11 protein-coding genes and 1 tRNA gene are annotated in these 13,397 nt (G+C 34.0%); 5 read left to right on the top strand and 7 right to left on the bottom strand.

What is annotated here, in order from left to right; genetic code table 11:
* Positions 1-83: 83 nt before the first annotated feature.
* Both ACTCDL_RS09085 and ACTCDL_RS09080 read left to right on the top strand, forming a co-directional pair.
* The gene (locus ACTCDL_RS09085; RefSeq protein WP_463175959.1) at positions 84-992 is read left to right on the top strand and encodes a YIEGIA family protein; all 909 of its coding nucleotides are present in this window, start codon (positions 84-86) and stop codon (positions 990-992) included.
* A 3-nt stretch (positions 993-995) separates the two neighbouring features.
* Positions 996-1,202 (top strand): capping complex subunit for YIEGIA, encoded by a 207-nt coding sequence (locus ACTCDL_RS09080; RefSeq protein WP_463175957.1) that lies wholly within the window; start codon positions 996-998, stop codon positions 1,200-1,202.
* A gap of 83 nt (positions 1,203-1,285) precedes the next feature.
* On the opposite strand, the gene ACTCDL_RS09075 is transcribed toward ACTCDL_RS09080, so the two are convergent.
* From ACTCDL_RS09075 to map, 4 genes are all read right to left on the bottom strand, one after another.
* Positions 1,286-1,362, bottom strand: a tRNA-Pro gene (locus tag ACTCDL_RS09075).
* Positions 1,363-1,467: 105 nt separating this feature from the next.
* Complete coding sequence (locus ACTCDL_RS09070; RefSeq protein WP_463175956.1) at positions 1,468-2,274, bottom strand: family 1 encapsulin nanocompartment shell protein; 807 nt, start codon at positions 2,272-2,274, stop codon at positions 1,468-1,470.
* A gap of 4 nt (positions 2,275-2,278) precedes the next feature.
* Positions 2,279-2,656 (bottom strand): encapsulin-associated ferritin-like protein, encoded by a 378-nt coding sequence (locus tag ACTCDL_RS09065; protein ID WP_463175954.1) that lies wholly within the window; start codon positions 2,654-2,656, stop codon positions 2,279-2,281.
* A 341-nt stretch (positions 2,657-2,997) separates the two neighbouring features.
* Positions 2,998-3,744 carry a type I methionyl aminopeptidase gene (gene map, locus ACTCDL_RS09060; protein WP_463175953.1) on the bottom strand — a complete coding sequence of 249 codons (747 nt, stop codon included), beginning with the start codon at positions 3,742-3,744 and terminating at the stop codon, positions 2,998-3,000.
* Between the two features lie 615 nt (positions 3,745-4,359).
* Here map and ACTCDL_RS09055 point away from each other — a divergent pair.
* Both ACTCDL_RS09055 and ACTCDL_RS09050 read left to right on the top strand, forming a co-directional pair.
* Positions 4,360-6,147 (top strand): methyl-accepting chemotaxis protein, encoded by a 1,788-nt coding sequence (locus ACTCDL_RS09055; RefSeq protein WP_463175952.1) that lies wholly within the window; start codon positions 4,360-4,362, stop codon positions 6,145-6,147.
* A gap of 209 nt (positions 6,148-6,356) precedes the next feature.
* Positions 6,357-7,439, top strand: a complete 1,083-nt coding sequence (locus ACTCDL_RS09050; RefSeq protein ID WP_463175950.1) for an MJ1255/VC2487 family glycosyltransferase — start codon at positions 6,357-6,359, stop codon at positions 7,437-7,439.
* A 284-nt stretch (positions 7,440-7,723) separates the two neighbouring features.
* Here the strand turns inward: ACTCDL_RS09050 and ACTCDL_RS09045 are convergent, their stop codons facing one another.
* Positions 7,724-8,149, bottom strand: coding sequence for a flavodoxin domain-containing protein (locus ACTCDL_RS09045; protein ID WP_463175947.1), 426 nt, complete (start codon positions 8,147-8,149; stop codon positions 7,724-7,726).
* A gap of 451 nt (positions 8,150-8,600) precedes the next feature.
* Complete coding sequence (locus tag ACTCDL_RS09040) at positions 8,601-9,365, bottom strand: DUF438 domain-containing protein (protein WP_463175946.1); 765 nt, start codon at positions 9,363-9,365, stop codon at positions 8,601-8,603.
* A gap of 141 nt (positions 9,366-9,506) precedes the next feature.
* Here ACTCDL_RS09040 and cooS point away from each other — a divergent pair, with 141 nt between their 5' ends.
* A complete protein-coding gene (cooS, locus tag ACTCDL_RS09035) occupies positions 9,507-11,645 on the top strand; it encodes an anaerobic carbon-monoxide dehydrogenase catalytic subunit (RefSeq protein WP_463175944.1) in 2,139 nt (712 codons plus the stop codon).
* Positions 11,646-11,680: 35 nt separating this feature from the next.
* On the opposite strand, the gene ACTCDL_RS09030 is transcribed toward cooS, so the two are convergent.
* Entirely contained in the window at positions 11,681-13,030 is a 1,350-nt protein-coding gene (locus ACTCDL_RS09030; protein WP_463175943.1) for an FAD-dependent oxidoreductase, read from the bottom strand.
* Positions 13,031-13,397: the final 367 nt, after the last annotated feature.

Raw genomic sequence — 13,397 nt, 5'->3', positions numbered from 1 at the left:
AGATGTGTATAAGAGACAGTTCCTGTATATATCAACAAATAATCGAGAATAATAAAGTAATAATTGTTTTTAGGAGGCTTTACATGCAGGAACTGCTTTCACGACATTACCTAATCTTAATTACTACCTCAACAATCATTGGAACTTTAGCCCGCATAAGTGTACTTAAAGAGGATTACCGCCAATATCCTAGCTATCCCAATGAATACATGATTCATATTATTACAGCCTTTATAGCTTCTGCTTTAGGAGCAGTAGCTATTCCAGCCTTATTAACTAAAAATTTTGTAGCAGTCACCTTCTTATCTTTAGCAATTCAACAATTTCGTGATATTAGAAAGATGGTACGAAATAGCCTTCAGGATTTAGAAAAGACTGAATATACCTATCGTGGTTCAGCCTATATCGATGGAATAGCCAAGACCTTTGAAGCCAGAAATTACTTTGCCCTAATTATTTCCTTTATATCAGCCTTAACTATTCAGCTGATTAATCATAAATTGGTCTTAATTAATATTCTAAGTGCTATTATTACAGGCGTTATAATTACCTTTATCTTAAATAGGTTCTCTAAAGGAAAGACTGTAGGAGATATAGCAGAGGTTAAAAAAGGAAAAGTAGAAGTAAGGGGTTCAGAACTATATGTAGATGATATTTATGTCTCTAATATTCTAGGTACTGAAAATGCCCGTAAGATGTATCAGAAAGAAGGAATAGCAGCAGTTATCTATCCTAAAGAAGATCACTTTAGAATTACTCTAGATAACTTTGGTCAACGCCAAGCTATACTTTTTGAAGCTACTCGTGCTTTAGGAGTAAAACGCTACCATTTCACTAGAAAAGAGTATCAACAAGGAAGAGTAATCATCTCCTTAGTTCCTATTATTTCAGACACCGATGCTTTAATCGAAGCTATTAAACAGACTCCTTTATTAGAAAATGTTAAAAAAAGCCATAAAGTAATGGATACTAACTTGTTGGGGAGGAGATAAAAGATGGGTAGAGAAGCCAGTATACAAGCAGATTATCAAATCTTAGCCTATATCACTACTAATAAAGAGAGGATATTAGCTGGAGGAACTTTAAATTTATTTGCTAAAGATATAGCAGAACAACAAGAACTAACTAAAGATATAGCCAAAGCTATGAAAGCTGATGTAGTAGAATTAAAGTGTGGGGATCATATGATAATTAAAGTATAAAAATATCGGCAAATAGTCAAAAATTTAAAAAAGAGCAGTTTATCAAAACTACTCTCACCCCTTGCTACTATAGTATTTTTAAATGGTCGGGCTGATTGGATTTGAACCAACGACCCCTACACCCCCAGCGTAGTGCGCTACCAAACTGCGCCACAGCCCGAAGAAAAGTATCAATTATAAAATTAATTTTACTAAAGTTTATATTTTTTGTCAAGAAGAAAATTTTGAATTCAAGTGCTAAACCACCTGAATTCAAAATTAACTATTATTGTAATACAACTATAGCTTCAGGTGTATTAACTCTAAAAGTAAAGGACTCCATAAAGAAGAACTCTATATCATCATTATTATGGGAATTATAACCAATAGAGATATCCTGACCAACTATTAATTCAAAGTCTTTTCCACGAGTAGATAGTAATAATCCCTTATCACCAAGTACTGGTGCTGGAATAACTCTTCCTTCAACTAACTCTTCTAATCTCTTTTTAGTAGGATACCCCTTGTCATCTATCTCATTTAAAGTGTATAGTATTGAATATAATGGAGGAGCTAGCAAGAGGATATATGGGCCTTCTATATTCTCCATTACCAAGTTCTTAACTCCATTAGCAACTGCTGAAACTATTCCCTCTTCTTTATTAATATTAATTATCTCTTGGGAAGATGCGTCTATTAAACCTTCTATACTCGCTTCATCCATTCCATAAAAGATCGCTTCATCCTCTGCCCTAGCTAATTTCTCTGCTGCTTCGACTAAAGAGTCAGTATCTATATCTTCAGCACCACGTGATAATGCCTCTATCTCCTCTAAACTCATTTTAAAAGGAATTTCAACTTCTACTAAAGGTAGTGTATGCCTTTTGAAATACTTAATCCCCTCTAATTGTGAATCATCAAATAAGATTCTTCTTCCTGTATTAACAGCAGCAAAATCTATTCCTTTTGGTCCAATAAAATCTACTGACTTACGACCATTTAGTTTCATATTCAATACCGCTTTAGCTTCTGCTTCTATAAATCCCCAAACTTCAGGAGGGATTGGAGCTAAATTTTTTCTTAAGTTACTCATCATTCTACCCCCTTTTATTTAATCCTTTGATTCCTAAGGAATCGTCACTGCTAATACTGACTTTAGGACTGTCTACAGGTCCATGACCATGCCCATGGTGGTGTTCATCATCTGCATGGGTAATAGGCCCATCACTGAATAAAAACTCTTGGAAATATTGGTCAAAGTTAGAGTAATTACGGCGCAACCATTCTAAAGCCATAGCAGCATGCTCTATCTCTTCATCACGATTATGTTCTACTATAGCTCTAATCTGTGGGTTATTTGTTGCTGCAGCTCTTTGATGATACCAATCGATTGCTTCTAGCTCTTCAATTACTGTTTGAATCATTCTATGAAAGTCTTTAACCTCTTCTGGTAAGTTCTTTTCATGAAATGCCATCTTAGTCTACCCCCTTGTGAAATCTTATCTATGTAATCTCACTTATATAATTACACTTTAAGCTTTAAAATATACTCATTTTTTAATTATTCATGGTTTAATTAATTTTGATATTACTAATGGAGGCTAATAAGTATATTGCGACATTTTTGTGTCAGGAATCAGGAATCTGGAACCAGTGTTTATAACTGATTCCTGACTACTGATTCCAGGTTCCTAAAAGTGTCATATTATCTATATATTGTATAAATATCTCTACTAACACTACCTCGATTATTAAAGCAATCAAAAAGGGTTTAGAAGTGATCACCTCTAAACCCTTTTTATATAATCTATAATATTTATGGTAATGTCAAAATTTTTGGTCCATCCTTAGTTATAGCAACAGTATGTTCAAAATGTGCAGATAACTCCTTATCTGCAGTAATTACTGTCCAACCATCATCTAATATCTTAACTCTATGGGTTCCTACATTAATCATCGGCTCAATAGCTAAGACCATCCCTTCTTTCAACCTTGGCCCTCTACCTGCTGGTCCAAAGTTGGGTATTTGAGGATCTTCATGTAAATTTCGTCCTACACCATGACCTACAAATCTCCTTACCACTGAATAATCCTTGGCTTCAACGTACTCCTGAACAGCATGGGAGATATCTGAGAGCCTATTTCCTTCCATAGCTTGCTCAATCCCCTTATATAATGACTCCTTAGTAACCTTTAATAGATTTTGAGCCTGGTCAGAGACTTCTCCAACAGCTAAAGTATAAGCTGAGTCACCATAAAAACCGTCGATTAAGACTCCTAAATCCATCCCAATAATATCCCCTTCTTCTAAAACCCTCTTACCTGGGAAACCATGAACTACCTCTTCATTCACTGCTACACATAAGGTACTAGGAAAACCCTGATATCCTTTAAAAGCAGGCTTTCCTCCTTTACTTAAGATAAATTCTTCTGCTATTTTATCTAATTCACCAGTAGTAATCCCTGGAGCAACCTTTTCAGCTAAGAGAGCATGGGTCTGGGCTACTATGCTCCCTGCTTTTCTCATAATCTCTATTTCACGTTCTGACTTTCTAATAATCATTTTCCTTATCACCTCTAAGTTATTTGATTCTAGTGCCAAATCACTAATTTATATTAACTCTTATTATTAACAATTACCCTAGGAATTTAACACCTTTAATTAATAATATTATAATAGAAATAATATCATTAATATTTATTATACAACTTTGTTAGGATAAATTCAAAAATTACTCTAATTATTTCCTAAGCTGAAAATTATAATAATTTTATGCTGTTGACTTTTATCCATCACTCATCACTTGTTCACCATTATTAATTAGATTTAAAAGTAAAATTTCGAGGCTCTTCCATGACTTTTGTGAAAAATCAGATTGATAACTAATAATAAAATATAAGAAGTCGGTTATCAGGAATCTGGAATCAGTCTGTTTCACTGATAACTGGTTCCTGACTCCAGATTCCTGATTCCAGATTCCTAAGGTTACATTTTGAACTATAACTATTGTTAATCACCAAACCTGTTGTTGAACCAATTTTGAATTAAAGTTAATCTTTAGTTAACTAAACCTTAACTTTACTACGATAAAATATATGGTAAGATTAGAACAAAATCTAAACTATCTTCAAGACAGGTACAAGCTATAAATATTATATACTATAAGGAGGAAGTCAGATGTTCTTACAAAGAAGTTTAAGATTAAAGTTAAATTTGATAATTATTATAGTAATGCTATTACCCTTACTAATTACCAATTATATCAATATTAAGGAGGAAATAAATAGCATCCACCAATCTATGACTCTTGAACAAGAGCAATTACTCACCAGCATAAAAAAGCAGTTAGAGATTACTCTTAGCGATACAGAAAATATGATGAAGATGATAGCTGAAAACAATGCTATCAAGAAGTTAGAGCCTAATACTGAGATGGATAGCTTATTAAAAGGGATTATAAAGAAATATAAAGCAATTCCTAATATATCTGTATTAGACCAAAATGGTAAACAAATTTATAAAGCAATTGGCGAATTAGGTAACAGAAGTGATAGAGAATACTATCAAAGAGCAATCCAAGGTGAAATCTATTATTCTAATGTTATATATTCTCGCAGTCGTAATGTTCCCATTGTTATCCTAGCAATTCCTATAAAAGATAAAGGGCAAGTAGTTGGGGTTATTGCTGCCTCTCTTGACTTATCCTTCCTAAAAAGCTTTGCTTCTCAAGTAAATTTTCGAGGAGATGGCTATATTTATATTGTATCAGAAGATGGCAAGAGTATTTACCACCCTGCTATTGAAGAAAACTTAATGGAAGAAATGTATGATGCTTCACACTTACCACCAGTTAAAGAAGTTATGCAAGGAAAAGAGGGTACAATGGAATATACCTATGACGGCAAACATAAACTATCTAGTTATACCCCTATTTCAAAAGTCAGATGGGGAGTTGGTTTGACAATTGATGATAAAGTTATCCACTCAAAGATAAGTAATAAACTTGTCAACACAAGGAATATAATAGCTATTTCTTTAGTAATTGCTATTATATTTGCTTATCTTTTATCAAATTATATTGTCAACCCTATTTCATCTGCTAGTAATTTTGCTATAGAGGTTGCAGAGGGGAAGTTAGACATAGAAGATCTGAAGGTTAAAGGCAAAGACCAAATTGCTACTTTGACTGATTCATTAAATATAATGAAAGATAGATTAAAAAAAATAATAGTACAGGTAAAGAATACTGTAGATGATTTATCTGCATATAGTCAAGAGTTGGCTGCTTCGGCTGAAGAAGGAAATGCTATTGTTAACAGTACTAGTGATAGAATCACTGAAATTGTAGCAGATATAGAACAGATATCAGCAAGTAGCCAAGAGACAGCAAGTTTGACTCAAGCTGGTGTTACTAATAGTGAAGATACTAGTCTAAATGTCAAAGATAATATGGAGAATACAGTAGAGATTATAAAGGATTTAAATAAAAGCTCTAATCAAATCGGCAATGTAGTAGAGTTGATTACAGATATAGCAGAACAGATCAACTTACTAGCTCTCAATGCTGCTATTGAAGCTGCTAGAGCAGGAGAAAACGGGAGAGGCTTTGCCGTAGTAGCAGATGAAATTCGCAGTCTTGCCGAACAGACAGGTAACTCTACCAAAAATATTAAAGATTTAATTACTTCTATACAGAGTCAAGCTAAATTAGGTTTAAATTCTGTAGAAGAAGTCTTAATAGAGACTGAAAACTTATTTACAGAGATCAAAGAAAGTGGCAACAGAACTGTAGAGCATATTAATGAAGTCTCTGTATCATCACAGAATCTAGCTAATACTAGTGATGAACTATCAAACTCTTCTCTAGAGATGGGAAATGTATCAGAAGGAATTGCTCAATCATCACAACAACTGGCTAATATGTCTCAGGATTTAAAGGAGTTAATTGAAAATTTCAAAGTTTGACATCCTCATTAAAAAGAAGTTTAACAAAATTTAATCTGTAGTTAATAAAACCTTCATTTTACTCTGCTATAATATAAAATAGTGTTACATAAATATTAACACTTATATAAAAAGATTGAAATAGTAACAAGTAGCAAATAATATCCCTCTTATAATCTTTGGCTACTTGTTACTATTAATTAATAAGAATAAAGGAGCGACAACTTCTTATGAGAATTGCTTATTATATTCAAGGAGAAGGAAGTGGTCATGTCTTTAGAAGTCTACCTGTGATTAGACATCTAAAACAAAGTCACCAAGTTAGATTAATTGCTAATAATCAAGCTTACAAAGTACTTACTAATCTAGGCTATCAAGTAGAGCAGATTAATGGAAGCAGTTTAGCTTATAATAACAATAAAATGAATTATATTAAAACATTGGTTAATTTCTTGGAAAGTTCTCCAGAGATTCTAAAGATGGTCTTTAAAAAAGAACTTAAAGCATTAGCAAGGTTTAATCCCGATTTAATTATCAGTGATTTTGAACCTACTGGATTCTACCTAGGAAATTTTTTAAGGATACCTGTAATTGCCATCGATAATATCAATTTAATCACCCAATGTAAAAATTTCAAATATCCAATTAAATACCTACTCCATTTTCTAATGGCAAAGTTAATTACTAAGACTTGGTCCCCTTCAGCCAACTATTATTATGTTCCATCCTTTATTAAGTTGAAGACCAAAAAGAATGTTGAGCTAATTGATCCTATTATCAGAGAAGAAATTTTGGAATTAATCCCTAGCAATAAAGGTCATATCTTAGTCTATTTATCATCTAAAGCTCCATACCTTTTGGATCTGTTGAAAAAATATCCTAAACAAGAGTTTTATATCTTTGGATATGACCACGAATATACAGCAAGAAATCTACATTTTCGTAAGTATGGAGATGGCTTTATCGAACTATTTAAAGGTGCTAAAGCAATTATTGCTAATGGAGGATTTTCATTCATTTCAGAGGCTATTTACTTAAAAAAACCCATTTACTCAATACCAATAGCCAAACACTTTGAACAGCTATTAAATGCTTTAAATCTTGAGAAAATGGGCTATGGTAGTTGGTCTAGAGAGGCCAATAAGAGAGATTTAAATAATTTTATAAACAATTTAGATTATTACCGTAAAAACCTAGGGGAATTTCAAAGAAGAGATAACTCTTCCTTCTGGCAAAGTCTAGATAATAAACTATTAGAATTAGAAGAGAAGAAAGAGAGATTTTTTTATTTGCCTCAACTTTATAAGCGATAATTCAATCTAACCAGTCTTTATCAATAAAATTTAACCATGACGTTATAGAGATATTACGACACTTCGTGTCGAGTGTGAGTGTGAGTGTGTGTAAAGTCTCTTTTTATGGGGTTTACTCACACTCACACACCCACTCACGCTAATTTTAAAAGTACCACAATATACCCATTAAATTTTATTTTAAATTGACATAACTGTATACCTTTATCATTATGAGATACTTTTTTAATGGGTCTACTATAAGAGAATTATACTAAATTCAGGTGTCTCTTTATTGGTTATTACTATAAATCTTCTACCCAATTTTCTATCTGCTTCTCAGCTTCAGAGCTTATATCACCATCCCATTTAAAACCTTCAACTAAAACTGTTACACCTAATTTATCTAACTTATCCTCTAATATATCTACAGCTCCACAGAATTCTGGAAAAGATTCATCTCCAGTTCCAAAGGCTGCCCCCTTTTTAGCTGATAAATCAACCTTATCTAATTCATCATAAAAATCATAAAAATCCTCCTGTAGCTCGCCAGAGCCCCATGTTGATGAACCTAACAGAATTAAGTCAAACTCTTTTAGCATATCTACCTTTGCTTTAAGTACATTAATTCGTTCAACCTCGTATTTATCTGCTAATACACCTTCTAATATCTCTGACAACTCCTCAGTATTGCCCATAGTTGAACCATAAATAATAATCGCTTTTTCCATATTGATCTCCTCCTTCTTTAAAATCAGTGACGAGTAACAGGTAACGAGTGACCAGTAAAACAATAGTCATTATCAAAATCTCTTCCTTCGAGTTCTTCGAACTCTTCGTGAGGAGAAATAAAGTTTCATGTTTTTGAGAAACTTTATAATCACGGAGAGTTTAACTTTAAACTCGAAGGGAAAAATTCCCGATCTAATTTTTCCTATCTTAATTCTTTGACTATACACCTTATTTATAACTACATTCTTCAATTCTTAACTTTAACTCAAAGATTTCTCCCTACGAGTTCTGCGAACTCTTCGTGATGGAAAAATTCCCGATCTAATTTTTCCTATCTTAATTCTTTGACTATACATCTTATTTGTAACTATATTCTTCAATCCTTAACTTTAGCTCAAAGATTTCTCCCTACGAGTTCTGCGAACTCTTCGTGATGGAAAAATTCCCGATCTAATTTTTCCTATCCACTCTTATTGGTGTAAAGGAACAATAACCAATCTCATCACTATTTCTTTTAATCTCTTTCCATCTATCCTCTGGAATTACCTCTTTAGCTGTTGGATATAGAATGTGATTCTCTTTAAAGATATGATCCCTTAGTGTTAAAATCAAATACTCTGCCTGCTGATTTAGCTCTTCCTTAAAATCATCAAAATCTATCTCTTCCACATGTTGAGCTAAATAGTCAATCCTCTCTTTTCTAGGCCAAAGGTCTTCATGCTCCATCTTCATAATTCTTGTTGGTCCTGTAACCCCTGTCTGGTCTACCTCTGGAAATAAGGCTTCTTCCTCTCGCTTATGGTGATTTTCTGTCTCTAGTAATAGGTCGGCTATCTCCTTTAATTCATCAAAAATAGAGTTATTAGTATCATAACTATCTAACTTCTGAATTGCTCGATTTACTTCTTCTAATCTAGTTAAGACCTTTAATATCTCATCATGCTCAGCAATTAAAATCTGTAAAGGATGACCAACTTCTACTTCTGCTTTTAATGCTGTTAGCTCTTCTGCCATTGCTTCAATGTGTGCTTCACATAAGTGGCGTAATTCTGTCTCTGGCAAGCCTTCATTAATTAACTCCTGCTCTGCTTCTGATAACTCCTTAGGGCTAATTCTCTCTAATAATACTCTAGCTTCTTCTTTTACTTCTGCAATATTCTCTCCTGAATTCAATCTTAGCAATAACTCTTTTAACTCCACTTTATTTCTGCTCATCAATATCCCTCCTTTAAATAATCATCTATCTAAAATTTGATTTTTCAAAAATAATTCTTTCTTTGTATATTCATTATAACTTTAATTAATACTATCAGTATGTGATTTGAATCAAATTTTCAAAAAAAGGGAGGTTTTTTAATGTCAGATCAAGATGTAAAGAATTCTTATGAACGAAGTGCTAAAAGAATGCAAGGTAAATCCCAAGCTGATAAGACTATTGGTTCCCAATTATCAAATAAAGACTATAATGACCCTGAAACCCATGGAGATATTCACAATAATGTAAAAGTAGATTATAATAATTTTGAAAAGTCCCCGTCTATGGAGGAAGTACATAAATGGCAAAGAGAACATATCGCAAAGGATGACCAAGGTAAAGATGGTTATCCAATGAATGTTATTATTGACCCTGCGATGCGAGAGATGTATCAAGTGGTCAATAAAGCAGAGATGACAAATGTCTTTGACCGTTTTAGTGAACAACAACCGATTCAATGTAAGTTCTGTGTAGAGGGACTTTCTTGCCAATTGTGTGCTAATGGTCCTTGTCGTATCCATCCTAAAGCCCCTCGTGGAACCTGTGGTGTTGATGCACATACTATGGTAGCTAGAAACTTCATGTATCGCCATGTTACTATCGGTACATCAGCCAACATCTTCCACGCCCAACAAGCTGCTAGAACCTTAAAAGCTGCTGGTGAGCATCCTGAAAGCGGATTGAAGATTCGTGACCCTGAAAAGCTGAAAAAGTATGCTGAAATGGCAGGACTCGATTCCAGTAAATCTATTGAAGAAATAGCCGTAGATTTTGCTAATTGGGTTATAGATGATATCCATAGTCCATATCATATCGAATCTAAAGCTGTAGAGGCCTTTGCTCCCGCTAAACGCAAAAAGCTATGGAGAGAGCTTGGATTATTCCCAGGTGGTGGGTATAGTGAAGTTGCTTACTCTCAAACTCAGTGTATGACCAACTTCAACTCTGATCCAATTGAGTTCTTATTGAGGTCTGTTCGTTTAGGAGTTGCCAATGAATATCAAGGGTTATTCCTATTGGATATTCTCCAAGAAATCCTGATGGGTACTCAAGAGATAACTAAGAAGAAACAGAATATGGGTCTTTTGGATGAGAATATGATTAACATTGTAACAAATGGTCATATGCCCTTACTCTCTCATGTTGCAATTGATCTTGCTTCTAGTGAGCAGTGGCAACAAAAGGCCAAAGATGCTGGTGCAGAAGGTATCCAAATTCTTGGTCATGTCTGTGAAGGACAACAGCTGATGAACTATGAAGGTACTCATAATCAAAAAGGATATGGTGGTCAAGAAGGAGAATGGTTGAGCCAAGAATATCTATTAGCCACTGGAGTAGTCGATATGTTTATGTTCGACTATAACTGTACAGTGCCAACTATGCCACTCTTTGCTAAAAAATTTGGTACCAAACTATTAAGTACCCATCCTGTAATTAAACTACAAGGAACTGAAACTCTAGACTTTGTTCCAGAGAAGATGAAAGAACAAGCAGAAAAAGCCTTAGAAAAAGCGATTGAATCCTTTAAAGAACGTAAACAATCTAATAAAGAAACTTATATACCACCCCATACTTCTGATTGTACCGTTGGATTCAGTACAGAATCGGTCAAAGAAGCTCTTGGTGGAGACTTTAAACCACTAATTGATCAGATTGCTAATGGTAATATCAGAGGTATTGCTACTATTGTAGGATGTACTACTGCTCGCTATGGTCAAGGTGGAAGTAATATCTTTAAGATTACTAAAGGATTAATTGAGAATAATATCTTAGTTCTGTCTGGTGGATGTACCTCTGCTGTAATGGAATATACAGGATTAACTGATCCTAAAGCTGCTAAGGAATGTGGTGATGGATTAAAAGCTGTCTGTGAACAGTTAGGTATTCCACCTGTATTGAGTTATGGTGCTTGTGTCGATATCGGTAAGATGACTCAAACTGCCAAGGAGATTGCTGATACCTTAGAGGTAGATACTAATAAACTGCCATTAGTTATTGGTGCACCAGAGTACCTTGAACAGAAGGCCGTTGCTGATGCTTGTACTGCTGTTGCACTTGGTTGGTTAGTACATGTTGCTCCAGTACCTTCTATTACAGGTAGTGATGTAGTAGTTAAGACTCTTACTGAGACTACCGAGACTCTTGGATTAGGTAAGGTAGTAGTAGAGATGGATGCTGAAAAGACAGTCCAAATCTATGTAGATCATATTGAGAAGAAAAGAAAAGAGTTAGGACTATAAAGAAGAAAAGAAGTGGAGAATTTCTCCACTTCTTCTTACTTTCTCTTTTTATCAGTTACTAAACCTGCTATCATTAATCCATCTTTAGGTACAGAAAAAGGTGGTGCATAGGATAAATCAAGATCAATCAACTCAGCTGCCTTCATTTCATTATGAATAGCTGTAGCTAAGACATCTACTCTCTTATCTACCCCATCTTTACCAACTATCTGCCCACCTAAGACTCTACCACTATCTTGTTCTACAACTAGCTTGATATTAATCTTAGTATAACCAGGATAATAGCCAGCATGATTACCTGCTTTAATTAGAGAGCTAACCACTTGATATCCCTTCTCTTCTGCCTCTCTAACAGTTAACCCTGTACATCCAACAGCTAAATCACAAACTTTAGTAATTGAGGTTGCCAAAATTCCTTTGAATTCATCTTCTACTCCACATAAATTACTACCTGCTACCCTACCATGCTTATTAGCAGTAGAACCTAACGGTACCCATATAGACTGCCCTGTAATCAAATTAGTACTCTCGACACAATCTCCTGCTGCATAGACATCAGCAATATTGGTCTCCATCTTAGAATTAACCTTGATTGCTCCAGTTTCACCAAGTTCAATTCCTGACCTTTTTGCTAAATCTGTATTTGGTCTAACACCAATAGCTAAAATTACAAAATCACAATCTAATTTTTGACCTGATTCTGTGATCACTTGCTCTACACTCTTATCACCTTGAAACTCTATAACTCCATCACCTAAAATTACCTCTACACCTTTATCCTCTAAATGCTCAGCTACTATCTCTGCCATATCAGCATCTAAGTTGGTTAAAAGTTGCTGAGCTTTCTCTACTACACTGACCTCGATATTATGCTCTAATAAACTCTCAGTCAACTCCAACCCAATATATCCACCACCAATAACTACTGCTTTTTTAGGCCTATTTACTTGGATGTGATCGATAATTCTATCAGCATTATGGACATTTCTTAGAGGAAAGATATTATCTAAGTCTATCCCTTTAATCTCAGGCACAATCGGGCTTGCTCCAGTAGCAATTAATAACTTATCATAGCTTACCCTCTTAACTTCATCCCTTAAAATATCCCTAACTATTACCTCTTTACTATCTACCAATATATCTTCAACAGAATGCTGTGACTTGACCTCTGCTCCTTTTTTTGCTTCAAATCTCTCTGGTGTATAGATAATAACACCATCTCTTTTCTCAACTATATTAGATATATAATAAGGGAGTCCACAACCAGAATAAGAGATGTCACTATCCCTTTCAAAGATTAAAATCTCAGCTTCAGGATTAATCCGTTTGGCCCTAGCTGCCGCACTAGTTCCTGCAGCAACTCCACCAATTACTACTATTTTCATCTTATCGCCTCCTCAACTATATTATATCCATCAAATAGATATCTAAGAATCTAATTTCTTGAAATACTTATAATATATCTTCTATAATGAGAATAATTCTCCTTGCTCTATATTCAAATCCTTTGTTATATCTAAACTCAAATTTAAAAATGGTGTTAAAGATAAATATCAGAGTAATTTCATATCACAAATTTAGAATCTGAAATCAGTCTGTTTTACTGATCAATAATTCCTGATTCCTAAAAATTTCTTAATACCCTTATCACTTTTAATCTATATAGATTGAATTAAATAATTTCATTAATTAAAAATCAATAATTCAACTTATTTAGCAACGAATATAGCGAATTTAAAACAAAGAAAATTC

The sequence above is a fragment of the Orenia sp. genome, assembly GCF_055140805.1.
This window is presented reverse-complemented; position numbering and strand designations above follow the sequence as displayed.

Excerpts from the sequence above, each read along its gene's own strand:
- ACTCDL_RS09085 (WP_463175959.1), top strand. The coding sequence starts at position 84 with ATGCAGGAACTGCTTTCACGACATTACCTAATCTTAATTACTACCTCA.
- ACTCDL_RS09080 (WP_463175957.1), top strand. The coding sequence starts at position 996 with ATGGGTAGAGAAGCCAGTATACAAGCAGATTATCAAATCTTAGCCTAT.
- ACTCDL_RS09070 (WP_463175956.1), bottom strand. The coding sequence starts at position 2,274 with ATGAGTAACTTAAGAAAAAATTTAGCTCCAATCCCTCCTGAAGTTTGG.
- ACTCDL_RS09065 (WP_463175954.1), bottom strand. The coding sequence starts at position 2,656 with ATGGCATTTCATGAAAAGAACTTACCAGAAGAGGTTAAAGACTTTCAT.
- map (WP_463175953.1), bottom strand. The coding sequence starts at position 3,744 with ATGATTATTAGAAAGTCAGAACGTGAAATAGAGATTATGAGAAAAGCA.
- ACTCDL_RS09055 (WP_463175952.1), top strand. The coding sequence starts at position 4,360 with ATGTTCTTACAAAGAAGTTTAAGATTAAAGTTAAATTTGATAATTATT.
- ACTCDL_RS09050 (WP_463175950.1), top strand. The coding sequence starts at position 6,357 with ATGAGAATTGCTTATTATATTCAAGGAGAAGGAAGTGGTCATGTCTTT.
- ACTCDL_RS09045 (WP_463175947.1), bottom strand. The coding sequence starts at position 8,149 with ATGGAAAAAGCGATTATTATTTATGGTTCAACTATGGGCAATACTGAG.
- ACTCDL_RS09040 (WP_463175946.1), bottom strand. The coding sequence starts at position 9,365 with ATGAGCAGAAATAAAGTGGAGTTAAAAGAGTTATTGCTAAGATTGAAT.
- cooS (WP_463175944.1), top strand. The coding sequence starts at position 9,507 with ATGTCAGATCAAGATGTAAAGAATTCTTATGAACGAAGTGCTAAAAGA.
- ACTCDL_RS09030 (WP_463175943.1), bottom strand. The coding sequence starts at position 13,030 with ATGAAAATAGTAGTAATTGGTGGAGTTGCTGCAGGAACTAGTGCGGCA.